Raw genomic sequence first — 25,217 nt, forward strand, 5'->3', positions numbered from 1 at the left:
GCCTGCAATCCCAGGGAAAGCCGGGGCGGCGCATGGTGCCGTCCCGGTTGCGCTTGACCTGGTCACGCGCCGGGGTCTCACTCGGCGCCGAACCAGCTGAAAGAGGGAAACCGCATGGTCCGGCCTCGCCTGATGCTTCTTGCCCTGCCGCTGCTCGCGGGCTGCGCCCAGATGGGGGAGCGGCCGGAGCCGCCGGCCCCGGTGTCGCTGCGCTTCGCCCAGACGCTGGACCGGGCGGATGACGCGGTGGACGAGGCGATCGGGCGGATGGACGGGTTCGAGCGCCTGGCCGAGCGCGAGGACAATGCCATCGCCTTCGCCATCGGCGGGCGACGGGCGCCGGCCGGGCATTTCACCGCGCCGCCGGCAGGGGCGTCTGAGGCAGCGGGGCGGGTGCTGGAGCCGGCCTTCACCGCGCTCGGCGACTACGCCCATGTGCTGGCGGCGGCCGCGGGCGGGCAGCGCGTGCGGGACGAGACGGCCGGGAACGGCCGGGCGCTGGCCGAGGCGGTGGCGAAGGGGCTCGACGCGGTGCGGGCGGCAAGCGGCACGCCGGTGCTGGAGCCGGTGAGGACGGCGGGCGTCGCCGGTGTCGCGGCGCTGGCCGACCTGCCGGCGGTGCTGGCGCAGCGGCGCGAAACGCCGAGCCTCGCTGCGCTGGTGCAGGAAGGCCAGCCGCATGTGGCGGCCGTCATCGCCATGCTGCAGGCGGTGATCGGGGCGGAGCCGGGTCTCGGCACGCGGGGCGCCATCCGGGCACGGCGCGAGGGGCTGGATGCGCAGCAGGCACGCTTTCTCGCCGCGCTCCGCAATGACGGGCGGATCGGGCCGGGCGAGCGCTACAGCATCTTCCGCAGCGTCGCCGAGGGGCGGGACAACGACCCGGCGCAGGGCAATCTCGAGGCGATCAACGAGTTGCTGACCGCGATCGAGCAGGCGCATGCGGCGCTCGCGGCGGACCGCGCGGATGCGGAGGCCAAGGTGGCGGCGCTGGAGCTGGCGGTCGAGCGGCTCACCTCGCTGACCGAAGGCGCGCGGCGGGGGTGAGGAAGGGGCTGGTCCTCGCAGGGATCGGCTTCGGCGGCGTCGCGCTATGCGGGCTGGCGCCGGCGGCGGCGGCCTGGGTGGCGCCGCTCACCATCGTGGCATTCGTCGCGGTCGCCATGGCGATGCGCTCGGAGCCGGATGAGGGGGCGGGCGATGGCGGCAGCGCGGGTGGCGCCCGGCCGGGCGGCGATGGCGGCGGGGGCGACGGCGATGCCGGAGGCGATGGCGGGGAATAGCGGCCTCGCCGATCCCGGAAAGTTGGGGGCTTGCCGCCCGGCGGCGGGGCCGGTATCCGCGCGCTGAGAGAGCCGGAGGTCCCCCATGTCCGCCATCGTCGACATCATCGCCCGCGAAGTCCTCGACAGCCGGGGTAACCCCACGGTCGAGGCGGAGGTGGTGCTGGAGAGCGGCGCCATTGGCCGGGCCATCGTGCCCTCGGGCGCTTCGACGGGCGCGCATGAGGCGGTCGAGCTGCGGGACGGGGACAAGGCGCGCTACGGCGGCAAGGGCGTGCAGAAGGCCGTGGAGCATGTCGAGGGCGAGATCTTCGACGCGCTGTCGGGGATGGACCCGAGCGAGCAGGTCCGCATCGACGAGACGATGATAGAGCTGGACGGGACGCCGAACAAGGCGCGGCTCGGGGCGAACTCGATCCTGGCCGTGTCGCTCGCGGTCGCCAAGGCCGCGGCGGAGGAGCTGGGGCAGCCGCTCTACCGCTATGTGGGCGGCGTCTTCGCCCGCACCTTGCCGGTGCCGATGATGAACATCATCAATGGCGGCAAGCATGCCGATAACCCGATCGACATCCAGGAATTCATGATCATGCCGGTGGCGGCCGGCACGGTGGCGGATGCGGTGCGGATCGGCGCCGAGGTCTTCGCCGCGCTGAAGAAGCAGCTGCACGACGCGCACCACAACACCAATGTCGGCGACGAGGGCGGCTTCGCGCCGAATATCGGCTCGGCCGACGAGGCGCTGTCCTTCATCGCCCGCGCCTGCGAGGCGGCGGGGCACCGGGTCGGCGAGGACATCGTCTTCGCGCTCGACTGCGCCTCGACCGAGTTTTTCCATGATGGCGCTTACAAGATGGAGGGCGAGGGCAAGACGCTCGACCAGCAGGGCATGGTCGACTACCTCGCCGGGCTTTGCGCCAAGTGGCCGATCATCTCGATCGAGGACGGGATGGCCGAGGATGACTGGGCCGGGTGGAAGCTGCTGACGGAGACGCTGGGCGGCAAGGTGCAATTGGTCGGCGACGACCTCTTCGTCACCAACCCGGAGCGGCTGCGGCAGGGGATCGAGACCGGGACCGGGAACGCGATCCTCGTCAAGGTGAACCAGATCGGCACGCTGACGGAGACGCTGGAAGCCGTCGAGATGGCGCATCGGGCGGGGTACAAGGCGGTGATGAGCCACCGCTCGGGCGAGACCGAGGATGCGACGATCGCCGACCTCGCCGTTGCCACCAATTGCGGGCAGATCAAGACGGGCTCGCTGAGCCGGTCGGATCGCCTCGCAAAGTATAACCAGCTGATCCGCATCGAGCAGCAGCTCGGCACCGCCGCGCGCTATGCGGGGCGGACCATCCTCCGGCGATAGGTTTGCCATAGAGGGCTGGCGGCGGGTGGATGTCGTCCGGGCCCTCGACCGGGTGGTGCTCGGGCGGGAGGCGGAGAGCGAGGCGGCCGTCGCCGACCATGCGGCGCGGCACGAGGCGCTGGAGGCGCTGATCCGGATGCTGTTCGACAGCGAGGAGGCGCGGAGCCTGGTCTGGTTTGTTGTTTAACGGGCAACTGCTCCGCCCGGGTGGTTCCACCTGAGCAGAGTCTGCTCTGGCGCTGCCGGCAAGACCGCGTCGCGTCTGTTGCGGGAGCCCGGATGCCGCTCGCTTCGCCCGTCGAACGCTGCCGAAGGGCACCCTGGACAAGCATGGTTGCGGATGGTGGTCCGAATCGCCGGTGGAAGCGGGGATCGTGCTTGCCAGTGGCGCCGGCGCTGGTGCTTATAGCATCGGGGATTGGGGGATTCCGGACATGTCCTTTGGACGTGCGGTGAAGCGCAAGCTGGCGGAGGCCTTGCCGCCGGTGGGGCTGGCGCTGCTCTGCGGCTATTTCGTGTGGCACTCGCTGCATGGCGAAAGCGGCCTGCTGGCGCGGGAGCAGAAGCAGCAGCAGATCGTCGACGCTCGGGCCACGCTGGCGCGTGCCGAGGCGGAGCGTGACTCGATGGAGCGGAAGGTAAACGGGTTGCGCGGCGAGCGCATCGACCGGGACGAGCTGGATGAGCGGGCGCGGACGCTGCTGAACCTCGTCAACAAGGATGAGATCGTCGTGCCCTACGAGGCGCAGCGGCGGTTGTACTGATGCTACTGGTTGCCGAAGGCCCCTCGGCCTTTGACGGGGAGACTTTGAGAGATGGGGGGCACTGCCTCCGGCCCCGCCTCAAGGCGGTGCGGCAGGGCTCCGGATGCCGACCCACTTCCAACCGTTGCCGCGCCCGGTGAGGCGCGCCACGGCGTCCTGCATGGCCCAGAGGGCCCGGATCTTCCGCCCACCCGCACCAGCGAGGCCAAGCCCTGCCCAGGGTATGAAGGGATTGCCGCGCGCATAGGCCCAGATGGCGATGCGGCAGGCGGCACCCTCGCTGATGCCGCGCCGGTGGAAGCCGCTGGTATCGGCGATGACAAGCGTGTTGGCCTGGACGGCGAGCTTCCGCGCGGGCGGATAGCCGAGGCGGGCAAGCCGTGCCTCGTCGATGCGGAGCGAGCCTTCGCCGGTGAGCCGGTCCGCGTGCTGCGCCGCTGTGATGGAGAGGCGGCGTTCCCAGGCCAGGTGCCGGCGGTTCGGGCGGTGGGAGCCGGGGACATAGGTGAAGGCGGCCGCATCGCCCGGGACATCGGTGAGGAAGAGCCAGGATTTCACCGTCGGATGGAAAGTGTCGGTGTGGAAATGGCTCTGCACGTCGGGCGGTGCGTCGCGGATGCCGCTGAAGACGGTTTGCACGAAGCGATGCGGAGCGAGGCGGTGAGAGCCGGCATAGTCGTGCAGGGCGCGGTAGCGGGGCGAGGCAAGGGCCTCGGCGGTGGCGGGCAGGCCGGGCAGGGTGACGGCATCGAGGGGGATCAGCCTCGTCAGCGTGTAGCCGTCGACGAACTCGCGGGCGGGCGCCTGCTGGCTGAGCAGCTCGGCGCGTAGCCGGGCGAAGAGCGTGGGCGGCAGGAAGTCGGGGATGACGAGGTAGCCGTCGCGATCGAAGCGGGCGCGGTCGGCGGGGCCGAGGGCTGCGGCCAGCCCGGCGCGGCGGCGGGCGGCGAGGCGGGCGGCCAGTCGCTTACGGGCCAAATGGAGGCCCATGCGGTTCAGCGCGGGGCTGCCGAGGAGGGGGTTGCCGCGGAAGGATTTTGCGCCGGTCGCCAGCGCCAGGGCATGCAGGGGGGCTAGCAGCCAGCCGGTCCAGCCAGGCATCGAGCCCTCCGATCGGTCACGGGAATGCGAGGCGCGGTTATCCGAGGTTGGGGCGCAGCGCGTCAAGCGGTGCCGGAAGCTTCACGCCCGGGCGGAACCGCTTTGCGCTTCTTGCGCTTGCTGGCAGGGCGGAGCAACAGGCCAGATGCCTGCTGCGATGCACACAACGTCTGTTAACCGAAATCTGGTTAATCGCCGTATTTCATTGCGGCAACTCGGTTTTTTCAGAGGCTCTCGCTTGTCGTAGAGGCCTGGGACGCGTATTTCGGGCAGGGACGAGATCGCAGGCAAGGGAGGGGACCGCATGGCTCAGGCAGCGGAAGCCACAGGCGCGAAGCGCCGTGGAAAGGCGGCGTCGGCGCCGCCCATGACGCAGGATCAGCTGCTGCAGGCCTATCGGGACATGCTCCTGATCCGCCGCTTCGAGGAGAAGGCGGGCCAGCTCTACGGCATGGGGCTGATCGGCGGCTTCTGCCACCTCTATATCGGGCAGGAAGCGGTCGTCGTCGGCATGCAGGCCTGCCTGGAGCCGGGCGACCAAGTCATCACCTCCTACCGCGATCACGGCCACATGCTGGCGACGGGGATGGAGGCGCGCGGCGTCATGGCCGAGCTGACCGGGCGGGCGGGCGGCTATTCGCGCGGCAAGGGCGGCTCCATGCACATGTTCAGCCGGGAGAAGGGCTTCTTCGGCGGGCATGGGATCGTCGGCGCGCAGGTCTCGCTCGGCACCGGGCTCGCCTTCGCCAACTGGTACCGGGAGTCGCGGAACGTCTCGCTGACCTATTTCGGCGAGGGCGCCTCCAACCAGGGGCAGGTCTTCGAGAGCTTCAACCTGGCGGCGCTGATGAAGCTGCCGGTGATCTTCATCATCGAGAACAACAAGTACGGCATGGGCACCAGCGTTGAGCGGGCCAGCGCCTCGCGCGACCTGTCGAAGAACGGCGCGGCCTGGGGCATCCCCGGCGAGCAGGTCAACGGCATGGACGTGATGGCCGTGAAGGAGGCCGGGGAGCGGGCGACGGCGCATTGCCGCGAAGGGCGCGGCCCGTACCTGCTGGAGATGAAGACCTATCGCTATCGCGGGCATTCCATGTCCGACCCGGCGAAGTACCGCACCCGCGAGGAGGTGCAGAAGATGCGCGAGCAGTCCGACCCGATCGAGACGGCGCGCAAGCTGCTGCTGGAGGGCGGCCTCGACGAGGCGGCGCTGAAGAAGATCGATGACGAGGTGAAGGCGGTGGTCCAGGAGGCGGCCGACTTCGCGCAGTCGAGCCCGGAGCCGGACGAGGCCGAGCTCTGGACCGATGTGCTGGTGGAGGCGCGCTGAGATGGGTGTCGAGATCCTGATGCCGGCGCTCTCTCCGACGATGACGGAGGGGAAGCTCGCCCGCTGGCTGAAGAAGGAAGGCGATGCGGTGAAGTCCGGCGATGTGATCGCCGAGATCGAGACCGACAAGGCCACGATGGAGGTCGAGGCGGTCGATGAGGGGACGCTGACGAAGATCGTCGTGCCCGAGGGCACGGAGGGCGTCGCCGTCAACTCGCCGATCGCCGAGCTGGATGGCGGCGGCGCGGGCGGCTCGAAGGGTACGGCGCCGGGGCAGGATACGGCGATGCCGCAGCAGCCGGCACCGCCAGCGGCCGCCAGCCCCGAGGTCGGCGAGGTGGCGAAGCAGGCCGAGGATTACGGCGCGGTCGCGCAGCGCGGGGCCGACCGGAAGGAAGGCGCCGCCAAAATGGGCGAGGCGGCGGCGGCGCCGGAGAAGGATTGGGGCCCGACCAAGCCGATGACGGTACGCGAGGCGCTGCGCGATGCGATGGCGCTCGAGATGCGGGCGGACGACAAGGTCTTCCTCATGGGCGAGGAGGTCGCGCAGTACCAGGGCGCCTACAAAATCAGCCAGGGCCTGCTCGACGAGTTCGGGGCGCGGCGCGTGATCGACACGCCCATCACCGAGCATGGATTCACGGGCATGGCGGTGGGGGCGGCCTTCACGGGGCTGAAGCCGATCGTCGAGTTCATGACCTTCAACTTCTCCATGCAGGCGATCGACCAGATCATCAACAGCGCCGCCAAGACGCTCTACATGAGCGGCGGGCAGCTTGGGTGCCCGATCGTCTTCCGCGGGCCGAACGGGGCGGCGGCGCGCGTCGCGGCGCAGCACAGCCAGTGCTATGCGAGCTGGTATGCGCATGTGCCGGGGCTGAAGGTGGTGGCGCCCTGGTCGTCTGCGGATGCCAAGGGGCTGCTGCGGGCGGCGATCCGCGACCCCAACCCGGTGATCGTGCTGGAGAACGAGATCCTCTACGGGCACACCTTCGACTGCCCCACGGCGGATGACTTCATCGTGCCGATCGGCAAGGCGAAGGTCGAGCGCGCGGGCAAGGACGTCACCATCGTCGCCTATTCCATCGCCGTGACCTGGGCGATGCAGGCGGCCGAGGAGCTGGCGAAGCAGGGGATCGAGGCGGAGGTGATCAACCTGCGCTCCATCCGGCCGCTGGATGCGGAGACCATCGCGGAGTCGGTGCGCAAGACGAACCGGCTTGTGACGGTGGAGGAGGGCTGGCCCTACGCCAATATTGGCACCGAGATCGCCATGCAGGTGATGGAGGCGGCCTTCGACTGGCTGGATGCGCCGCCGGTGCGCGTCTGCGGCAAGGACGTGCCGATGCCCTATGCGGCGAACCTCGAGAAGCTGGCGCTGCCGACGATCCCCGAGATCGTCGATGCGGTGAAGCGCGTGACCTACAAGTAAGGGGGAGCGGGGAGATGGCGACCAATATCCTGATGCCTGCGCTCTCGCCGACCATGACGGAAGGCACGCTGGCGCGCTGGCTCAAGAAGGAAGGCGACCAGGTCAAGGCGGGCGACATCATCGCCGAGATCGAGACCGACAAGGCCACGATGGAGGTCGAGGCCGTCGACGAGGGCGTGCTCGGCAAGATCCTCGTCGCCGACGGCACCCAGGGCGTGAAGGTGAACGACACCATCGCCGTGCTGGTGGAGCCGGGCGAGGCGGTGCCAAGCGGTGGTGGCGGCGGCAGCAAGTCGGCGGGGAATGAGTCGCCCTCCGGCCCGGCGCTGGAGGCGGTGAAGGCGGATGGGGGCAAGGTCGCGGGTGCGGCCGAGCAGCCGATCGAGGCGCCGAAGCCGGCGGAGCAGAAATCGCTCAATCCGCAGCCGCTGCCGCCTGTCGCCAATGGGCATGCCAAGGGGGATGAGCGCGTCTTCGCCTCGCCGCTGGCGCGGCGGATGGCGCAGCAGGCAGGGCTCGACCTCGGCGGCATCAGCGGCAGCGGCCCGGCGGGGCGGATCGTCAAGGCGGATGTCGAGGCGGCGCTGAACCGGCCGAAGGCAGCGCCGGCGGCGCAGCCGGCACCGGCCGCGCAGGCCCCGGCGGCCGCTCCGGCACCGAAGCCGGCGGCGCCTGCGCCGGTGGTCACGGCGCCGCATACGCCGGTGCCGAATTCCACCATCCGCAAGGTCATCGCCAGGCGGCTGGCGGAGTCGAAGCAGACCATCCCGCATTTCTACGTGACGATGGATTTCGAGATCGACGCGCTGCTGAAGCTGCGCGCCGACCTCAATGCCAAGTCCGCCAAGGACGGGCCGGGGGCGTTCAAGCTCTCGGTCAATGACCTCGTCATCAAGGCGGTGGCGGCGACGCTCAGGCGCTTCCCGAACGTCAACGCAATGTGGACGGACGAGGCGATCCTGCAGTTCCACGACGTCGATGTCTCGGTCGCGGTCTCGACGCCGACGGGGCTGATCACGCCGATCATCCGAAAGGCCGACCAGAAGGGGCTGACGACGATCAGCAACGAGATGAAGGACCTCGCCTCGCGCGCCAAGGCGAACAAGCTGAAGCCGGAGGAATTCCAGGGCGGCGGGTTCAGCATCTCGAATATGGGGATGTATGGCGTGCGGGACTTCAGCGCCATCATCAACCCGCCGCAGGCCGGCATCCTGGCCGTCGCGGCGGGCGAGCAGAGGCCGGTGGTGCGGAAGGGCGAGCTGGCGGTCGCCACGGTGATGACCTGCACGCTCTCGGTCGACCATCGCGTCATCGACGGCGCGCTGGCGGCGGAGTTCATGCAGGCGCTGAAGGGCGTCATCGAGGACCCGCTGAGCCTGATGCTGTGATCGACCATGTCTCGATCACGGTGCCGGACATCGCCGCTGCCGCGCGCTTCTATGACGCGGTGATGGCGGCGCTCGGCGTGCCGACGGTCGGGCGGGACGAGCACTGGCTGGGCTATGGCCTCCGGGCCGATGCTGCAAGTCCGGAGCGGAGCTACCTGTCCATCCGACTCGGCGCCATGCCGGAGGCGGCGCCGGGCCGGCACTGGTGCCTCAAGGCGCCGGGCCGCGTGGCGGTCGATCGCTTCTGGCAAGCCGGCCTGGCTGCCGGAGGGGCGGACGACGGGGCGCCTGGGCTCAGGCCGCACTACCATCCGCACTATTACGCGGCTTTCCTGCGCGATCCGGCCGGCAACCGCGTCGAGGCGGTCTGCCACGGGGAGCACGCATGACCCTTCGCCTGCGCGACGCCAGCCCGGACGATCTTGGCCTCGTCCTGCATTTCGTCCGGGCGCTCGCGGAGTATGAACGGCTGCTGCATGAGGTGACGGCGACGGAAGAGCATTTCCGTCGCCTGCTCTTCGGCGAGACGCCGCGTGCCTGGGCGCTGATTGCCGAGTGGGAGGGGAGGCCGGTAGGCTTCGCCCTCTGGTTCTATAGCGTCTCCACCTTCGACGGCGCGCCGAAGCTTTATCTCGAGGACATTTTCGTCGAGCCCGGCTCGCGCGGGCGCGGCATCGGGCGGGCGATCTTCGCGGACCTCGCAAGGCGGGCCATGACGGCCGGGTGCGGCCGCATGGAATGGTCGGTGCTCGACTGGAACGCGCCTTCCATCGCCTTCTACCGCTCCATCGGCGCGCTGCCGCGCGAGGGGTGGACCCTGCAACGGCTCAGCGGCGCGGCGCTCGAGGCGCTCGCCACGCGGGAGGAATGAACCCATGGCAGAGACCCAGAGCTTCGACCTCGTCGTCCTCGGTGGCGGGCCCGGCGGTTATGTCGCCGCCATCCGCGCGGCGCAGCTCGGCATGAAGACGGCGCTGGTGGAGCGGGAGCATCTGGGTGGCATCTGCCTCAACTGGGGCTGCATCCCGACCAAGGCGCTGCTGCGCTCCTCCGAGATCAACCACCTGCTGCATACGCTCGATGCCTATGGCTTCGCGGCCGACAACATCCGCTTCGACATCGGCAAGATCGTGAAGCGTAGCCGGGCGGTGGCCAACCAGCTTTCGGGCGGCGTCAAGCACCTGCTGCGGAAGAACAAGGTCACGGTCTTCGACGGGCAAGGCAAGCTCGCGGGGCCGGGCAAGATGTCGGTCAGCAAGGACGGCAAGCCGGTCGCCGAGCTGGCGGCGAAGCACATCATCCTGGCGACGGGGGCACGGGCGAGGACGCTGCCGGGCCTCGAGGCCGACGGCAAGCTCGTCTGGTCCTACAAGGAGGCGATGGTGCCGCCCACCATGCCGAAGTCGCTGATCGTCATCGGCTCGGGTGCGATCGGGGCGGAGTTCGCCAGCTTCTACCTCAATCTCGGGGCGCAGGTGACGCTGGTCGAGGTGATGGACCGCATCCTCCCCGTCGAGGACGCCGAGATCAGCGCCTTCGTCCGCAAGGCTTTCGAGAAGCAGGGGATGAAGATCCTGACGGAGGCCAAGGTGCAGGGGCTGCGCAAGGGCGCGGACAATGTCACCGCGGTCATCGAGGCGGGGGGGAAGGTGCAGGAGGTCACGGCCGACCGGGTGATCTCGGCGGTCGGCATCGTCGGCAATGTCGAGGATATCGGGCTTGAAGGGACCAAGGTGAAGGTCGAGCGGACGCATGTCGTCATCGACCAGTACTGCCGGACGGGAGAGCCGGGCGTCTATGCCATCGGCGACCTGACCGGGGCGCCCTGGCTGGCGCACAAGGCGAGCCATGAGGGCATCCTCTGCGTCGAGACCATCGCCGGCATCGAGGGTGTGCATCCGATGGAGGTGCTCAACATCCCCGGCTGCACCTATTGCCGGCCGCAGGTGGCGAGCGTCGGCCTGACCGAGGAGGCGGCGAAGAAGGCGGGGCACGAGTTGCGCGTCGGGCGCTTCCCCTTCATCGGCAACGGCAAGGCGATCGCCATGGGCGAGCCGGAGGGGCTGATCAAGACCATCTTCGACGCCAAGACCGGGGAGCTGCTGGGCGCCCATATGGTCGGGCCGGAGGTGACGGAGATGATCCAGGGCTACACCATCGCCAAGACCATGGAGACGACGGAGGAGGAGCTGATGCAGAGCATCTTTCCGCACCCGACGATTTCGGAGGCGATGCATGAGGCGGTGCTTGATGCCTATGGCCGCGTGATCCACATGTAGGCCCATGGCGACCCGCATCGAAATCCGGCATCCCGAGAAGGTCCATCGGCCTGACAACCCGATCCAGCGCAAGCCGAGCTGGATCCGGGTGAAGGCGCCGACGCACCCGATCTATCATGAGACCCGGGCGCTGATGCGGGACCAGAAGCTGGTCACGGTCTGCGAGGAGGCGGCCTGCCCGAATATCGGCGAGTGCTGGTCGCAGCGCCACGCCACCATGATGATCATGGGCGAGACCTGCACCCGGGCCTGCGCCTTCTGCAACGTGGCGACGGGGCTGCCGAAGGCGCTCGACGCCGACGAGCCGCGGCGCGTGGGCGAGGCGGTGGCGACGCTCGGCCTCAGGCATGTGGTGATCACCAGCGTGGACCGGGACGACCTGAAGGATGGCGGGGCCAGGCATTTCGCCGAGACCATCCGGGCGATCCGGGCGGCGACGCCGGAGACGACCATCGAGGTGCTGACGCCGGACTTCCTCCGCAAGGACGGGTCGCTCGAGATCGTGGTCGAGGCGCGGCCGGATGTCTTCAACCACAACCTCGAGACGGTGCCGAAGCTCTATCCGAACATCCGGCCGGGGGCGCGCTACTACCACTCGCTCCGGCTGCTGGACGGGGTGAAGCGGCTCGATCCCACCATCTTCACCAAGTCGGGGCTGATGGTCGGGCTTGGCGAGGAGCGGATCGAGGTGCTGCAGGTCATGGACGACATGCGGAGCGCCGAGGTCGATTTCCTCACCATCGGGCAATATCTCCAGCCGAGCGTGAAGCATGCGGCGGTGGACCGTTTCGTGACGCCGGACGAGTTCGAGGATTATGCGCGGATGGCGCGGTCCAAGGGCTTCCTGCTGGTCTCGGCGACGCCGCTGACCCGCAGCAGCTATCATGCGGATCGCGATTTCGCGGCCCTCAGGGCGGCGCGGGAGCGGCAGCTTGCCCAGGCGCCGGTTGTCACGTCGCCGGGCGGCGCCACCTAAGCCCCATGCCGACCCATGCCGAGAAGCGCTTGCTGCGCTACACCCCGGAGCAGCTCTTCGCGCTTGTCGCGGATGTGCGGCGCTATCCTGAATTCCTGCCCTGGTGCGTGGGCGCGCGGGTGATCTCGCAGGCCGAGGACAAGCTGGTCGCCGACCTCACCATCGGCTTCAAGCTGTTCCGCGAGACCTTCCGCAGCGAGGTGCAGCTGGAGCGGCCGCACGACATCCATGTGCGGTACCTGAACGGGCCCTTCCGCTACCTGAACAACCACTGGAAGTTCGTGCCGCATCCGCATGGCACGCAGGTGGAGTTCTTCGTCGACTTCGAGTTCCGCTCGCGGCTGTTGCAGGCGGTGATCGGCACCGTGTTCAACGAGGCGGTGCGGCTGATGGTCCGGTCCTTCGAGCGGCGGGCGATGCAGCTCTACGGGCGGCCGAACGGGACGCCGAGCCCGGTGCCGGCGGCCTGATCAGCGGGGCTGATCGCGGGCATCAGGCTTTTGTGTTGGCGGCCGGCGCGGCGGGTGCGGCAGGCTCGGCGCCATGACCTACATCCTTTATGGCGACAAGGGGTCGGGCTCGGCCCCGGTGGAGATGGCGCTGGCCGAGATCGGCGCGCCGGTGGAGCTGCGCGCGGTGCCGCTGGAGGGCGACCACCAGCTCGCCGAGGAGTACCGGCGGATCAATCCGATGGGGCGGGTGCCGACGCTGCTCCTGCCGGACAGGACGGTGGTGACGGAGAGTCTCGCCATCCTGCTGACGCTGGTGGACCGCCACCCCGAGGCCGGGCTGCTGCCGCCGCCGGGCGATCCGGCGCGGGCGGTTGCGCTGCGCTGGATGGCGCTGCTCGCGGGCGAGTTTTACCCTTGCGTGACTCGGGGTGACTATCCGGAGCGGTTCAGCGCCGACCCGGCCTATGCGCCGGCGATCCGGGCACGGGCCTTCGAGATGGGGCGGGACATCTGGCGGCTGGTCGAGGCGCAGATCGAGCCGGCGCCCTGGCTGCTGGGGGAGCGGTTCTCGGTGGCCGATCTCTACCTCGCCTTCCTGTCGCGCTGGATGGGTGGGCGGGAGTGGACGCCGGCCAATTGCCCGAAGGTGGAGGGCATCGCCCGGGCGGTCGCAGCGCGGCCGCGGGCGGGGCCGGTCTGGGCGAAGCATATCTGACGCCGCGGGGGTGTTGCCAGCGCGGCCGGGCGGTCGCAGGTTCGGCGCCTCCGATAGGGATTTCAGCCATGGTCCATGCCCCCGCCCGTCCGCCCGCCGGTGCCCCGCCGGTGCGCATCAACCTCTATTCCGACACCCAGACCCGGCCAGGCCCGGCGATGAAGGAGGCGATGATGCGCGCCGAGGTCGGCGACGAGCAGCATGGCGACGACCCGACCGTGCATGCGCTCTGCGACCGGATGGCGGCGCTGATGGGGAAGGAAGCGGCGATCTACCTGCCGTCGGGGACGATGTGCAACGTCATCGCCATCCTGACCCATTGCGGCAAGGGCGATGAGGTCGTCGCGCATGAGACGAGCCACATCCTCCACAGCGAGGGCGGCACCCATGCGGCGCTGACCGGGGTGCAAATCTTGCCCTTGAAGGGGGAGCGGGGGCAGTTCAGCGCCGATGACGTGCGGGCGGTGATCCGGCCGAAGACGCGCTACGCGCCGCCGCAGCGGCTGCTGGAGGTTGAGCAGACGGCGAATATCGGCGGCGGAACGGTATGGCCGCTGGCGCAGCTCAATGCCGTCGCCAAGGTGGCGCATGAGCAGGGGTGGTCCACGCATATGGACGGGGCGCGGCTGATGAATGCCTGCGTCGCGGCGGGGATCTCGGCCAAGGAGATGGTGGCGCAGTACGACAGCGTCTGGCTCGACTTCACCAAGGGGCTGGGCGCGCCGCTCGGGGCGGTGCTGTGCGGGACGGATGCGTTCATCGGCCAGGCCTGGCGGTGGAAGCAGCGGCTCGGCGGCTCCATGCGGCAGGCGGGCATCTGCGCGGCGGCCTGCCTCTATGCGCTTGACCACAATGTGGAACGGCTGGCGGAGGACCATGCCAATGCGAAGGCGCTGGCGCGGGGGCTGCGGCAGATCGAGGGCGTCGTGGTGGAGGAGCCGGACACCAACCTGGTCTTCTTCGACATCAAGGGGACGGGGCTGACGGTGGAGGCGCTGCAGGCGCGCCTGGCGCTGCAGGGCATCGCGGTGAGCGGTCTCGGCGGGCGGGTCCGGGCCTGCACCCATCTCGATGTCTCGGCGCCGATGATCGAGGAGGCGGTGGCGGCGATCCGCGAGGCGATCGGCCGCTGAACCGGGCCGGAACCGGGGCCCAAGGGAGAGGCGCCAAGGCTGAGCTTTCTGGGCGGCAGGCCGAGGCGCTGGCCGAGGCGGCGCTCGTGGCCTCCGGTTGGCTGGTGCTCGGGCGGCGGGTGCGGACGGCGGCGGGGGAAATCGACCTCGTCGCCGAGCGGAAGGGCATGCTCGCCTTCATCGAGGTGAAGGCGAGGCCGAGCCTCGGTGAGGCCGCCGGGGCGCTCGGGCCGCGGCAGCGGGAGAGGCTGTTGCGGGCGGGGGAGTGCTGGCTTGCCCTGAATCCGGGGCGCGGGGCGGCAGGGGTGCGGTTCGACCTGCTGCTGGTGGCAGCCGACGGGACCGTCCGGCGGATCGCGGATGCGTTCCGGCTGGAATAGCTACCCGGCCAGGGTGCGAGCGAGGGCCAGCACCTCGGCGACGGTCGCGGCGCGGACTGCGGCCCGGTCACCGGGGAAGACGCTGCGGATCGCCAGGGTGCGGCCGTCGCGGTGGGCGGCGGCCATGTGGACCAGGCCGACAGGCTTGCCCGGCGTCGCGCCTCCGGGGCCGGCGATGCCGGTGCAGCTGACGGCGATGCCGGCGCCGCTCGCTTGCAGCGCACCCTCGGCCATGCGGCGAGCGACCGTGTCGCTGACGGCGCCGTAGCCTTCGATCACCCCGATGGGGATGCCGAGCATCCCGGCCTTGGCCTCGTTGGAATAGGTGACGTAGCCGCGCGTCACCACCGCCGAGGAGCCGGGGATGGCGGTGAGTGCCGCGGCGATGAGGCCGCCGGTGCAACTCTCGGCGGTGGCCAGCGTCAGGCGGCGCGTTTCGAGCAGGGCGAGCAGGGATTGCGCGGCGTCGAGGGTGTCGGCGGGCAGCATCACAGGGGCACCTCCGGCCAGGCGAAGCGCAGCAGCAGCAGGAGCGCGGCCGCCATCGCCCCGGCCACGACATCGTCCAGCATGATGCCGAAGGGGCCATGCCGGCGATCGGCCCAGCCGACGGGGCCGGGCTTGGTCACATCGAAAAGCCGGAAGAGCAGGAAGGCAAGGAGGATTCCCCAGCCGGTCGGGGAGGGCGGCAAGGCAGCGAGCGCCAGGAGCTGACCGGCGCCCTCGTCGATCACCACCCAGCCGGGATCGGCGGCGCGGTCCGTGGCGAGCAGGCGGTCGATCGCCCAGAGGCCGATGAGGGTCAGCAGCAGGGCCAGTGCCAGGCAGGCGCCGGGGCCAAGCAAGGCGAGTGGCAGGACGAGGGCGGAACCCCAGCTGCCGGGCGCCGGGCGCAGCAGGCCGATGCCGCCCATGGTGGCGATGAAGCGCAACGGAGTCATCCTCACCCGAGCCGGGCCAGCCATCGGTCGAGGGCGGCGAGGCAGGGCGGCTCGATCAGCGTCGGGGCGTGGCCGATGCCGGGGAGGGAGACGAAGGTCATCTCCGGCCGGGCCGCGCGCATGCGTCGGGCGGTATCGGCGGAGAGGATGGCGCTGGCCTCTCCGCGGATCAGCAGCAGGGGGACGGCGGGGAGGCCGTGGAAGAGCGGCCAGAGCTCGGTCGGGCCGGCCTCGCGAGGCATGGCGGCGAGGATGCGGGTGTCCCAGCGGGGGTGGAGGCGGCCATCGGCGCCGCGGGCGTAGGTGGTTTCGGCGACGGCGCGCCAGCCCGCCTCGGGGATGCCAAGGGGTGGGAGGATCCGGCGGAGGAAGGCGGCGGCCTCCTCGATGGTGGCGAAGGCGGGGTCGCGGCCGATGAAGGCGCGGACCTCCTCGAGGCCCATGGGCTCGATCCGGGGGCCGGTGTCGTTCATGGCAAGGGCGGCCAGCGCCCCGGGCCGGAGGATGCCAAGCGCCATGCCCAGGATGCCGCCGAAGCTGGTGCCGAGCAGGGCGACGCGGTGCAGGTGCAGGGCGGCCAGGGCATCCATCAGGTCGCCGATCGCCATCTCCACCCGGTAGCGGGTGGGGTCGGCGGCGCGGGCGCTGTCGCCATGGCCGGCATAGTCGAGGGCGACGACCCGGCGGCGGCCGCGGTGGCGGAGGGCGATGCCGGTGAAGTCGAGGGCGGTGCGGGCGATCCCCGGCAGGCAGAGCAGCGGCACGGCGCGCGGGTCGCCGGGCCATTCCAGGGCGGAGAGGCGGAGGCCGTCGCGGGCGCTGAAGGCGATGCGGCGCGGGAGTGCGCTCACGCCGCGAGCCAGCGCGTCATCGGATGCGGCTGGCTCGCAGCGGCGGGGTCGCGGGCGCGGTAGATGGCCATGTTCTCGATCACCCGCTGCACATAGTTGCGGGTCTCGCCGAAGGGAATGAGCTCCATCCAGTCGAGCATGGCGATCGAGCCGTCGCGCGGGTCGCCGAAGGTGCCGATCCACTCGTCGACGCGGCCCGGCCCGGCATTGTAGCCGGCGATGGCGAAGGGCAGCGTGCCAGCGAAGCGGTCGAGCAACTGGGCGAGGTAGCCGGAGCCGAGGCGCATGTTCAGCACCGGGTCGATGGTCAGCATCCCGACCGCATAGGGCAGGGAGAGGCGCCGGGCCACGAGCTGGGCGGTGCTCGGGAGAAGTTGCATCAGCCCGCGGGCATTGGCGGAGGAGACGGCCTCCAGGTCGAAATTGCTCTCCTGGCGGGTGATGGCGAAGGTGAGGGCCGGCTCGGGCCCATCCGCGGGAGCGGGGTAGGGGGTGGGCCAGCCATCGGCGAGGAGCATGAGGCCGGAGGCGCCGGCGCGACGCGCGATCCAGACGGCATGGTCGGGACGGCCGATGCGGGTGGCCAACTGGGCGGCAAGGACACGTTCCGCGGGGTCGGCAGCGGTCTCTTCCAGGCGAAGGAGGAAGGTGCGGGCGCGGCGGGTCTCGCCGATATCGGCGAGCGCCAGGACCAGGCGGGCCATCTCCTTGCCGGCGAAGGCGGTGGCGAGGCCGGGGGAGGCGGCGGGGCTCGGCGTGCGGGCGATGCGGGCGGAGAGGGTGGCGCCGTCCTCTCCGAGGGCGAGGGCCGCGAGCTGGCCGTAGAAGGCGACAGGATATTCGGCAGCGGCGGCGTAGCGCTGACGGGCGGAGGCGGCATCGCCCCGGGCGGCGAGGGCGCGGCCCTGCCAATACAGCGCACGGGCGCGGGTGATGACGCTGCGGCTGCCTTCGGCCAGCAGGGAGAAGTGGCGCTCGGCGGACGCGGCGTCGTCGAGCCGGCGGAGGGCGATGAAGCCGGCGAGGAATTCGGCCTCCTGGCGCGGCTCGCCGGGGACCTCCAGGCCGTGGCGGGCGGCGACGGCATAGGCGCCGCGCGGGTCGCCGAGGCGGATCAGCTTGCGGGCGAGGAGCTGGCGCTCCGGCCAGGCAGCGCGCGCCAGTTCGGGCGAGGGGGCGGGGCTCGTCGCCCAGCAGGCGGCGGCCTCGGCGTCGCGGTCGCGGCGGCGAAGCCAGCGGGCACGCTCGAAGGCCAGCGCCGGATCGGTGGCGGCGGCCGCGGCGAAGGCGGGGAGGTCGGCATCGCCGCTGTCGGCGGCATAGGCGAGGCGGGCGGCGGCGATGCTCTGCCGGGCAGGGTCCAGGTAGGCCAGGGTACGGCCGGCGGCGGCGGTCTCACGGGCCAGCGCCAGGCGGTCGAAGCGCTGCCAGTGGTGCTCCGGCGTCAGGCTGGCAGCGTTGCGGTCGAGATAACCAGGCTCGGCCATCGGATCGGCCGGGGCATCCTGCCAGCCGATGCGGATGATCTTCGCCGCCTCCTCGCTGCGGCCGGCGCGGGCGAGGGCATCGGCGAGGCGCTGGTAGCCGTCCAGGGTGCGGGGCGCGCGGGCGGCGAAGTATTCGGCGGCGAGGGCGTCGTTGGGGTCGGCGGCCAGTGCCTCCTCGGCGCGGCGGGAGAGGGCGTCCTGCGCCGGCCAGCCTGGGTTGGCGAGGGCGAAGGCGACGATTTCCTGGGTGGTGGCGGCGCTCGACCGGGATTGCAGGCGCATCCAGGCGACCAGCTTGCGGATCAGCGGGTCGGCGGACTGGGCGGCGGCATCGGCCTCGGCCCAGCGCTGGCTGTTGGCGAAGGCGATGGCCTGGCGGCCGGCGGAGCGCATGGCCTCCGGGCCGGCGGGGGCGACGGGCTGGGCGGGGGCCGGTTGCGGCAGGGCGAGGGCGAGCGGGAAGGCGAGTACGGTGCGGCGGCGCATCGGAATGTCTTACCCTAATTCGGCATGTCATGTCCCACGGCTAAACTAACGGTTTCCAAAGACCTTCAGGCCTCGGGGTTTGTCGAGCATGGATCGAAGCGTCGGTGGGGACCGACGGCAGAATAGGGTGCGGGAGGGGCTCCACCCTCCCCTTAGATCGAATCCGTCGCCCCCTTTCCGCTTCGGTCCAGGTCCGTCCCCGCTCGCGGACGCGCGTGCCAATTCCGCTTGTCGGGTGTTTCCACCCTTCCGGGGTTTGCTCTAATGTCGCCGGCTTGCCGAAGGAGGGAACGGGTCATGTTCAGGGGATCGATGGTCGCGCTGATCTCGCCGATGCGGAGCGATGGATCCCTGGACGAGAAAGCCTTCCAGGAGCTGGTGGAGTGGCAGATCACCGAGGGGACCGAGGGGCTCATCCCGGTCGGCACCACGGGCGAAAGCCCGACGCTGAGCCATGCCGAGCACAAGCGGCTTGTGGAACTCTGCGTCGAGGTGGCGCACGGCCGGGTGCCGGTGATCGCCGGTGCGGGGAGCAACAGCACCGCCGAGGCGATCGACTTCGTGAAGCACGCCAAGGCAGCGGGAGCGGATGCGACGCTGGTCGTGACGCCCTACTACAACAAGCCGACGCAGGAGGGGATGTACCTCCACTTCAAGGCGCTGGCGGATGCGGCCGACCTGCCGCTCTTCATCTACAACATCCCGCCGCGCAGCGTGATCGACATGAGCGTCGAGACCATGGCGCGGCTGGCGAAGCACCCGAACATCGTCGGCGTGAAGGATGCGACGGCGAACCTGGCGCGGCCGCTGCACACGCGCAGGGCCTGCGGGGCGGATTTCATCCAGCTCTCGGGCGAGGATCATACGGCGCTGTCCTTCAATGCGGCGGGCGGCGTCGGTTGCATCAGCGTCACCGCGAATGTGGCGCCCCGGCTCTGCGCGGAGATGCATAAGGCCTGGCGCGAGGGGCGGGTGGCCGAGGCGATGGGCATCCAGGACCGGCTGGTGCCGCTGCATGACGCGCTCTTCGCCGAGACCTCGCCGGGGCCGGTGAAGTATGCCGCCAGCCTGCTCGGCAAGGGCACGGATCATTGCCGGCTGCCGATGGCTCCGGTCTCGGAGCCGGTACGGAAGCGGGTGCGGGAGGCCATGGTATCGGTGGGCCTCCTCAACTAGATATGCCCTCATGGCAGAGAAGAAGACGAAGAAGGGGCTGATCTCGCACGGCATCGCCTCGCAGAACCGGCGGGCGCGCTACGACTACACGATCGGCGAGACGATCGAGGCGGGCCTGGCGCTGGTCGGGCCGGAGGTGAAGTCGCTGCGCGCCGGGCGGGCGACGCTCGCCGAGGCTTGGGCGGGCGAGCGCGACGGCGAGATGTGGCTGTTCAACTGCACCATCCCCGAATGGCAGGCGGGCAGCACCGTCGCGCGCTTCGAGCCGACGCGGCCGCGGAAGCTCCTGCTGCACCGCAAGCAGGTGCAGGAGCTGATCGGCAACATCGCGCGCGAGGGGGCGACCATCGTGCCGATGCAGATCCATTTCAACGAGAAGGGTCGCGCCAAGGTGCTGCTCGGCGTGGCCGAGGGGCGCAAGAAGCACGACAAGCGGCATGCCATCGCCGAGCGCGACTGGGCGCGGGACAAGGCGCGGCTGATGCGGGCGCGCGGCTGACGCGCCCGCGGCCGGGCCTCAGGTCCTGGCCAGCTTGCGGATGGCGCTCGCCATGGGGCGCTTGCCCTCGCCCATGTAGCCTTCGTGGTATTCCTCGATCCGGGCCGGGTCGTAGAGGTAGTTGACCATCAGCCCGGCGCTCTCGCGCATCCCCTTGTCGGAGATGTCGCCCCGCCAGTTCAGCCGCTCGATCCGCGCGCCGTTGGAGAGGTGGAAATGCTCCACCGGGTCGCGCACGCGCTTCGGGTTCCGCGGCGAGGCGGCCTGGACCAGGTAGGTGGCGCAGAGGCGCGTCAGCACCGGCTCCAGCAGCTTCGCTAAGCCCTCGTCGCGTTGCCAGCCGCGGCGGCCGAGAATGCGGGCGAGGGTCTGGGAAGGCGTCTCCGGCACGAGGGAGGGCGCGCTGGTGGTGGCGGCGCCGCCCTCGGCCGGGGCGGGGAGGGCGAGCATGGCGGGAGCGGCGGCGCGGAGGGCGGCGAGTTCCTCCTCGGTGATCAGCCCGGCCTCGCCCTCGGCGATGCGCTCGTTCAGCCAGCGGCAGAAGCCGGGGATGGGGGAGAGGGTCGAGAAGGCCTTCAGTCCCTTCAGCTCGGCGCCAAGCAGCGCCACCACGCGCTTGATCAGGAAATTGCCGAAGCTGATGCCGTCCAGCCCGCGCTGGCAGTTGTTGATCGAGTAGAAGATGGCGGTGTCGGCCCCGGCCGGGTCGAGCACCGGCGCCTTCTCGTCGAGCAGCTTCTGCACGCTGCCGGCAAGGCCCTTGACCAGCGCTACCTCGACGAAGATCAGCGGCTCCTCCGGCATGCGGGGGTGGAAGAAGGCGTAGCAGCGGCGGTCGCTGTCGAGCCGGTTCTTCAGGTCGCGCCAGGTGCGGATGCGATGCACCGCCTCATAGCTGACGAGCTTCTCGAGCAGGGCGGCGGGGCTGTTCCAGTCGATGCGGCGCAGCTCGAGGAAGCCGACATCGAACCAGCTCGCCAGCAGGCCGCGCATGTCGCTCTCCAGCGCGCCGAGGAGCGGGTCGCCATCCATCAGACGCAGCAGCTCGCCGCGCAGGTCGACGAGGAATTTCACCCCGTCGGGGATGGTGGTGAACTGGGTGAGCAGGCGCAGCCGCGGCGGCTCCAGCGCGCGGCGAAGGCGGGCCTTGGCGCTGGCGCGCTCGGTGGCGTCGGCGGCGGCCTGGACGCGCTCCATGGCGGCGCGGACGGCGGCCTCGTCCGAGTCGAAGCTGGCGAGGGTGCGGAGGAATTCGATGCGGCCAGGCGCGTCGAGGCCGAGATAGGCCTGGGCCAGCTTGGCGGCGCGGTTGCGGGCGGAAAGCTCCCCGCCGCGGTCCTCCAGGCAGGCGCGCATCTGCTCGGCGATGCCCTCCGCCTCGGCGCCGGTGACGCGGTCCGCCATGTCGCGCCAGAGGCTGGTGACGCGGCGGAGGGCGCGGTCGAAGAGGCCGGCTTGTTCCAGGACTTCGGACATCGGTTGGTCCTTCGGCGAGGCGTAATGAAATCCCAGGTAATATAGCGAGAGCGAGCAGATTCCGTCAGGTCCCGCGTGTGGCCTCCGCTGCCGCTGGCAGGAGCGTGATGAGATCCTCGGCCAACAGGCCGGGGCCGTGGCGGCGGGCGGCCTCGCCCTGCAGCCAGGCGCCGGCGGCGGCGGCCTCGAAGGCGGGCATGCCTTGGGCGAGGAGCGCGGCGATGGTGCCGGCGAGGACATCGCCGGTGCCGCCGGTGGCGAGGCTCGGCGGGGCGTTGTCGTTGACGATCACGCGGCCGTCCGGGGCGGCGATGGCGGTGTCGGCACCCTTCAGCAGCACGACGGCGCCGGTCAGGGCGGCGGCGCGGCGGGCGGCGTCCGGCTTGTCGGGGCCGATGGGGCCGAAGACGCGGGCGTACTCGCCGGCATGAGGGGTGAGGACGGTGGCACCACGCAGCAGGTCGGGGGCGCCGGCGGCGGCGGCGAGGGCGCCCGCATCGGCGACGAGCCGGCGGCCGGCCGCGATCACCTGGCGGAGGGCGGTTTGGGTGGCGTCGTCCGGCTCGAGGCCGGGGCCGATCAGCCAGGTGGCGCGGCGGGGGTCGGCGAGGAGGGTGTCAAGGGAGGCTTCGGTGACGAGGCTGCCGGGCTCGGTGGCGCGGTAGAGGGTGGCGGCGGTGGCATCGGGAGCGCGGAGGGTGACGAGGCCGGCGCCCGCCCGGTGCGCGGCGCCAGCGGCGAGCCGGGCGGCGCCGGTCATCGCCGCGCCGGCGAGGATGGTCAGGTGGCCGCGCGTGTACTTGTGCGAGTCCGGGCCGAGGCTGGGAAGGTGCCAGAGGCCCGGACCGTTGCGCCGGGCGCGGGGGCCGATCTCCGTGAGGACGGAGGCGGGCAGGCCGATATCGGCCAGCAGGGTCTCGCCGCAGAGCCCGCGGCCCGGCAGCAGCAGATGACCGGGCTTCAGGCGGAAGAAGGTGACGGTCAGGGCCGCCTGCGGGGCGAAGCCCCGGACCTGGCCGGTGGTGCCGTCGAGGCCGGAGGGCGTGTCGATGGCGAGGATGGGGGCGCGGCAGGCTGCCAGAACCTCGGCGGCGAGGCCTTCGACCGGGCGGGTAAGGCCGGCGCCGAAGAGGGCATCGATGACGAGGCCGGCACGGGCAGCCTCGGCCGCGGAGAAGGGAATGCGAGGGCCGTGCCAGCGGTCCGCCATCGCCGCCGCGTCGCTGCCGGTGCGGGGCGGGGCGAGGGGGGCGACGGCGACCGGCCAGCCCGCCGCTTCCAGCTGCCGGGCCGCGACATAGCCGTCGCCGCCATTATTGCCCGGCCCGGCCAGGACAAGGGTGCGGCAGGGGCGGAAGCGGCGGCGGGCCGCCCGGGCCACGGCGCGTCCGGCGGCCTCCATCAGGCGTAAGGTGGGGAAGCCGGCCTCGGCCGCCAGCGCATCGGCCCGGGCCATCTCGGCGGGGGTGAGCAGTTCGGGTGCGGGGTCGGGGGTGAGTTCTGGGGCCATCGATCCGTGCTCCGTCTGAACCGGCAGGGATCCTATGCGTCCTGGGAGGACAGGTTTCCCGAAGGAGGGGAGAATGCCTCGCATCTCGCTGTCGACCGTCATCGCGCCGCTGCTGGTCCTGATCACCCTAGCGCTCGGCTTCCACAAGATGACCGCGGATAAGCCGGAGGCGCCGCCGCCGCCGAACACGGCGGCCTACCGGGAGTCGAGCGGGGCCGGGCCGGCGCCGGTGCAGCCGCCGGCGACCAGCACGCAGACGGGTGGGTAAGCCGCCGCGGATCGTCGGCGGCCGGGCCGGGCCCGGCCATGCCGGCAGGCCCGCTACAGCCGCTGCAGGATGGCGGCGACGACGGATTCGAACATCTCCGTCGTCAGGCGGCGGGTCGAGGTGTTGTAGCGGCTGACATGGTAGCTGTCGGCCAGCAGCAGGCCACCGGGCAGCGGGTGCAGGGCGCCATGGGCGAAGCGGTTGGCACTGCGCTTCAGCCCAAGGGCGCGCAGGCAGGCGTCATGCGCCAGGACGCCGAGGGCGAGGATCACGCGCAGCTGCGGCATCGCGGCGATCTCGCCGGCAAGGAAGCCGTTGCAGGCGCGGATCTCGGAGGGCTGGGGCAGGTTGGCAGGCGGGACGCAGCGGACGGCGTTGGTGACGCGGCAGCCGGTCAGTACCAGACCGTCATCCGGGCGCTCCAGGTAAGTGCCCTCAGCGAGGCCGTATTTGAGCAGCGTGGCGTAGAGCAGCCTTCCGGCATGGTCGCCGGTGAAGGGGCGGCCGGTGCGGTTGGCGCCGCGCTGGCCTGGCGCCATGCCGAGCACCATCAGCCCTGCCTCGCGCGGGCCCCAGGAGGGAACGGGGGCATTGTGCCAGTCCGGCCAGGCGACCCGGTTCGCCTCGCGGAGCGCGGCGAGCCGGGGGCAAAGCGGGCAGTCGCGCCCCGGCTGGGGCGCTGGATCGGTCATTCCGGCAGGTCCGGGGCCTCGCGGAAGGGCTCGGCCGGGGTGGCGCGGACCGGCGGAAGCTTGGGCGAGGAGCCGCCGGAGGGGCCGGCCGTGCGCTGCCGGGGCTCCACCTGCCGGCGGGTGATGTGCTCGGCAAGCTCGGTGAGGTCGATGAAGGCATCGGCCTGGCGGCGCAACTCGTCGGCGATCATCGCCGGCTGGGTGCGGATGGAGGAGATGACGGTGACGCGGACGCCGCGGCGCTGCACCGCTTCCACCAGGCGGCGGAGGTCGCCATCGCCGGAGAAGATAACGACATGATCGAGATGCGGGGCGAGGTCGAGCACGTCGACGGCCATCTCGATGTCGACGCTGCCCTTGACGCGGCGGCGGCCGGTGGCGTCGGTGAACTCCTTGGCGGGCTTGGTGACGACCGAGTAGCCGTTGTAGCCGAGCCAATCGACCAGCGGACGAAGCGGGGAGTACTCCTCGGTCTCCAGCAGGGCGGTGTAGTAATAGGCGCGGATGAGGTAGGCCTGACGGCGGAAATGCGCCAGCAGGTTCTTGTAGTCCACGTCGAAGCCTAAGGTACGCGAAGCAGCGTAAAGATTGGCCCCGTCGATGAAAACGGCGAGGCGTTCGATCCGGTCGGGCTGCAAGGTTGTTGCTTTCGAAATTTGGGTCGCGCCAGTCTGCGCGCGTGCATTGTAGGTGAACATTGCAGGTGGTTAAGCGACAAAGCGTGGCACTCATCGCCATCGGCGCGAATTTGCCTGGATATGGCGGAAATACACCAATCGAGACGTGTCGGGCAGCCGCCGCTGCGCTCGATGGGTTGTGCGGGTTGAAGCTGGCTGTCGTCTCGCGCTGGTATGAAACCGTGCCGGTGCCGCCGGTGCCGGGCGTGCCGCGCTACGTCAACGGCGTGGCGCGGCTGGAGGGCGCGGACATGGACCCGGCGGCGCTGCTCGCGGCCCTGCAGGGACTGGAGGAGCGGGCGGGGCGGCAGCGGCCCTATCCGAATGCGCCGCGGACGCTCGACCTCGACATCGTGGCGATCGGTGACATGGTGCGGGCGGCACCGGACCCGGTGCTGCCGCATCCGCGGGCGCATCTGCGACGGTTCGTGCTGGAGCCGCTGCGCGACGTGGCGCCGGGCTGGGTGCATCCCTCGCTCGGGGTGACGGTGGAGGCGCTGCTGGCGGGGCTGGCGGCGGAGGAGGCCCCGGTGCCGATCGGGGGGTGAAAGGCGCGCG

29 protein-coding genes are annotated in these 25,217 nt (G+C 70.9%); 20 read left to right on the forward strand and 9 right to left on the reverse strand.

The window, feature by feature from the left end:
- The first annotated feature begins 114 nt into the window (after positions 1–114).
- The 5 genes from JMJ56_RS05485 (at position 115) to JMJ56_RS05505 (ending at position 3,410) form a co-directional block, all read left to right on the forward strand.
- Positions 115–1,047 (forward strand): hypothetical protein, encoded by a 933-nt coding sequence (locus tag JMJ56_RS05485; protein WP_202830561.1) that lies wholly within the window; start codon positions 115–117, stop codon positions 1,045–1,047.
- Entirely contained in the window at positions 1,044–1,283 is a 240-nt protein-coding gene (locus JMJ56_RS05490; protein ID WP_202830562.1) for a hypothetical protein, read from the forward strand. Before JMJ56_RS05485 ends, JMJ56_RS05490 begins: the two co-directional genes overlap by 4 nt.
- A gap of 85 nt (positions 1,284–1,368) precedes the next feature.
- A complete protein-coding gene (eno, locus tag JMJ56_RS05495; protein ID WP_202830563.1) occupies positions 1,369–2,646 on the forward strand; it encodes a phosphopyruvate hydratase in 1,278 nt (425 codons plus the stop codon).
- A 25-nt stretch (positions 2,647–2,671) separates the two neighbouring features.
- Positions 2,672–2,833: a hypothetical protein gene (locus JMJ56_RS05500; RefSeq protein WP_202830564.1), complete on the forward strand. Its 162-nt coding sequence runs from the start codon at positions 2,672–2,674 to the stop codon at positions 2,831–2,833.
- A gap of 247 nt (positions 2,834–3,080) precedes the next feature.
- Positions 3,081–3,410 (forward strand): FtsB family cell division protein, encoded by a 330-nt coding sequence (locus JMJ56_RS05505; RefSeq protein ID WP_202830565.1) that lies wholly within the window; start codon positions 3,081–3,083, stop codon positions 3,408–3,410.
- A gap of 78 nt (positions 3,411–3,488) precedes the next feature.
- On the opposite strand, the gene JMJ56_RS05510 is transcribed toward JMJ56_RS05505, so the two are convergent.
- Positions 3,489–4,511 (reverse strand): phytanoyl-CoA dioxygenase family protein, encoded by a 1,023-nt coding sequence (locus JMJ56_RS05510; RefSeq protein ID WP_202830566.1) that lies wholly within the window; start codon positions 4,509–4,511, stop codon positions 3,489–3,491.
- Positions 4,512–4,815: 304 nt separating this feature from the next.
- On the opposite strand from JMJ56_RS05510, the gene pdhA reads away from it, so the two are divergent.
- The 11 genes from pdhA (at position 4,816) to JMJ56_RS05565 (ending at position 14,596) form a co-directional block, all read left to right on the forward strand.
- Positions 4,816–5,841 carry a pyruvate dehydrogenase (acetyl-transferring) E1 component subunit alpha gene (pdhA, locus tag JMJ56_RS05515; RefSeq protein WP_202830567.1) on the forward strand — a complete coding sequence of 342 codons (1,026 nt, stop codon included), beginning with the start codon at positions 4,816–4,818 and terminating at the stop codon, positions 5,839–5,841.
- Position 5,842: 1 nt separating this feature from the next.
- The gene (locus JMJ56_RS05520) at positions 5,843–7,273 is read left to right on the forward strand and encodes a pyruvate dehydrogenase complex E1 component subunit beta (protein WP_202830568.1); all 1,431 of its coding nucleotides are present in this window, start codon (positions 5,843–5,845) and stop codon (positions 7,271–7,273) included.
- Between the two features lie 14 nt (positions 7,274–7,287).
- Positions 7,288–8,661, forward strand: coding sequence for a pyruvate dehydrogenase complex dihydrolipoamide acetyltransferase (locus JMJ56_RS05525; protein ID WP_202830569.1), 1,374 nt, complete (start codon positions 7,288–7,290; stop codon positions 8,659–8,661).
- A complete protein-coding gene (locus JMJ56_RS05530; protein ID WP_202830570.1) occupies positions 8,658–9,050 on the forward strand; it encodes a VOC family protein in 393 nt (130 codons plus the stop codon). The genes JMJ56_RS05525 and JMJ56_RS05530 overlap by 4 nt, the downstream gene beginning before the upstream one ends.
- Positions 9,047–9,532 carry a GNAT family N-acetyltransferase gene (locus JMJ56_RS05535; RefSeq protein WP_202830571.1) on the forward strand — a complete coding sequence of 162 codons (486 nt, stop codon included), beginning with the start codon at positions 9,047–9,049 and terminating at the stop codon, positions 9,530–9,532. Before JMJ56_RS05530 ends, JMJ56_RS05535 begins: the two co-directional genes overlap by 4 nt.
- 4 nt (positions 9,533–9,536) lie before the next feature.
- Positions 9,537–10,940 (forward strand): dihydrolipoyl dehydrogenase, encoded by a 1,404-nt coding sequence (gene lpdA / locus JMJ56_RS05540; RefSeq protein ID WP_202830572.1) that lies wholly within the window; start codon positions 9,537–9,539, stop codon positions 10,938–10,940.
- Positions 10,941–10,944: 4 nt separating this feature from the next.
- The gene (gene lipA, locus JMJ56_RS05545) at positions 10,945–11,916 is read left to right on the forward strand and encodes a lipoyl synthase (protein WP_202830573.1); all 972 of its coding nucleotides are present in this window, start codon (positions 10,945–10,947) and stop codon (positions 11,914–11,916) included.
- A gap of 5 nt (positions 11,917–11,921) precedes the next feature.
- A complete protein-coding gene (locus JMJ56_RS05550) occupies positions 11,922–12,386 on the forward strand; it encodes a type II toxin-antitoxin system RatA family toxin (protein ID WP_202830574.1) in 465 nt (154 codons plus the stop codon).
- Between the two features lie 73 nt (positions 12,387–12,459).
- Complete coding sequence (locus JMJ56_RS05555; protein ID WP_202830575.1) at positions 12,460–13,083, forward strand: glutathione S-transferase family protein; 624 nt, start codon at positions 12,460–12,462, stop codon at positions 13,081–13,083.
- A 68-nt stretch (positions 13,084–13,151) separates the two neighbouring features.
- Positions 13,152–14,216 carry a threonine aldolase family protein gene (locus JMJ56_RS05560; RefSeq protein WP_202830576.1) on the forward strand — a complete coding sequence of 355 codons (1,065 nt, stop codon included), beginning with the start codon at positions 13,152–13,154 and terminating at the stop codon, positions 14,214–14,216.
- 68 nt (positions 14,217–14,284) lie between these two features.
- Positions 14,285–14,596, forward strand: coding sequence for a YraN family protein (locus JMJ56_RS05565; RefSeq protein WP_268884960.1), 312 nt, complete (start codon positions 14,285–14,287; stop codon positions 14,594–14,596).
- On the opposite strand, the gene JMJ56_RS05570 is transcribed toward JMJ56_RS05565, so the two are convergent.
- From JMJ56_RS05570 to JMJ56_RS05585, 4 genes are read right to left on the reverse strand one after another with little or no spacing between them, the layout of a single operon-like run.
- Complete coding sequence (locus JMJ56_RS05570; protein ID WP_202830577.1) at positions 14,597–15,085, reverse strand: CinA family protein; 489 nt, start codon at positions 15,083–15,085, stop codon at positions 14,597–14,599.
- On the reverse strand, positions 15,085–15,537 hold the full coding sequence (locus tag JMJ56_RS05575; protein ID WP_202830578.1) for a phosphatidylglycerophosphatase A family protein: 453 nt from the start codon (positions 15,535–15,537) through the stop codon (positions 15,085–15,087). Before JMJ56_RS05575 ends, JMJ56_RS05570 begins: the two co-directional genes overlap by 1 nt.
- A gap of 2 nt (positions 15,538–15,539) precedes the next feature.
- A complete protein-coding gene (locus JMJ56_RS05580) occupies positions 15,540–16,388 on the reverse strand; it encodes an alpha/beta fold hydrolase (protein ID WP_202830579.1) in 849 nt (282 codons plus the stop codon).
- Positions 16,385–18,361 (reverse strand): lytic transglycosylase domain-containing protein, encoded by a 1,977-nt coding sequence (locus JMJ56_RS05585; protein WP_202830580.1) that lies wholly within the window; start codon positions 18,359–18,361, stop codon positions 16,385–16,387. Before JMJ56_RS05585 ends, JMJ56_RS05580 begins: the two co-directional genes overlap by 4 nt.
- 297 nt (positions 18,362–18,658) lie before the next feature.
- On the opposite strand from JMJ56_RS05585, the gene dapA reads away from it, so the two are divergent.
- On the forward strand, positions 18,659–19,537 hold the full coding sequence (dapA, locus tag JMJ56_RS05590; protein WP_202830581.1) for a 4-hydroxy-tetrahydrodipicolinate synthase: 879 nt from the start codon (positions 18,659–18,661) through the stop codon (positions 19,535–19,537).
- A 10-nt stretch (positions 19,538–19,547) separates the two neighbouring features.
- Entirely contained in the window at positions 19,548–20,036 is a 489-nt protein-coding gene (gene smpB / locus JMJ56_RS05595) for an SsrA-binding protein SmpB (RefSeq protein WP_090560719.1), read from the forward strand.
- An 18-nt stretch (positions 20,037–20,054) separates the two neighbouring features.
- On the opposite strand, the gene JMJ56_RS05600 is transcribed toward smpB, so the two are convergent.
- The gene (locus JMJ56_RS05600) at positions 20,055–21,512 is read right to left on the reverse strand and encodes a malonyl-CoA decarboxylase (RefSeq protein WP_202830582.1); all 1,458 of its coding nucleotides are present in this window, start codon (positions 21,510–21,512) and stop codon (positions 20,055–20,057) included.
- 64 nt (positions 21,513–21,576) lie between these two features.
- A complete protein-coding gene (locus JMJ56_RS05605) occupies positions 21,577–23,022 on the reverse strand; it encodes an NAD(P)H-hydrate dehydratase (protein ID WP_202830583.1) in 1,446 nt (481 codons plus the stop codon).
- A gap of 73 nt (positions 23,023–23,095) precedes the next feature.
- On the opposite strand from JMJ56_RS05605, the gene JMJ56_RS05610 reads away from it, so the two are divergent.
- Entirely contained in the window at positions 23,096–23,290 is a 195-nt protein-coding gene (locus tag JMJ56_RS05610; protein WP_202830584.1) for a hypothetical protein, read from the forward strand.
- Positions 23,291–23,343: 53 nt separating this feature from the next.
- On the opposite strand, the gene JMJ56_RS05615 is transcribed toward JMJ56_RS05610, so the two are convergent.
- Together JMJ56_RS05615 and JMJ56_RS05620 are read right to left on the reverse strand one after the other, a co-directional pair.
- Complete coding sequence (locus JMJ56_RS05615) at positions 23,344–23,982, reverse strand: uracil-DNA glycosylase (RefSeq protein ID WP_202830585.1); 639 nt, start codon at positions 23,980–23,982, stop codon at positions 23,344–23,346.
- On the reverse strand, positions 23,979–24,620 hold the full coding sequence (locus JMJ56_RS05620; RefSeq protein WP_236037419.1) for a LabA-like NYN domain-containing protein: 642 nt from the start codon (positions 24,618–24,620) through the stop codon (positions 23,979–23,981). The genes JMJ56_RS05615 and JMJ56_RS05620 overlap by 4 nt, the downstream gene beginning before the upstream one ends.
- 83 nt (positions 24,621–24,703) lie before the next feature.
- On the opposite strand from JMJ56_RS05620, the gene folK reads away from it, so the two are divergent.
- Entirely contained in the window at positions 24,704–25,207 is a 504-nt protein-coding gene (gene folK, locus JMJ56_RS05625; RefSeq protein WP_202830587.1) for a 2-amino-4-hydroxy-6-hydroxymethyldihydropteridine diphosphokinase, read from the forward strand.
- Positions 25,208–25,217: the final 10 nt, after the last annotated feature.

Source organism: Belnapia arida, from assembly GCF_016773205.1.
In the GTDB taxonomy this organism is placed as follows: domain Bacteria; phylum Pseudomonadota; class Alphaproteobacteria; order Acetobacterales; family Acetobacteraceae; genus Belnapia; species Belnapia arida.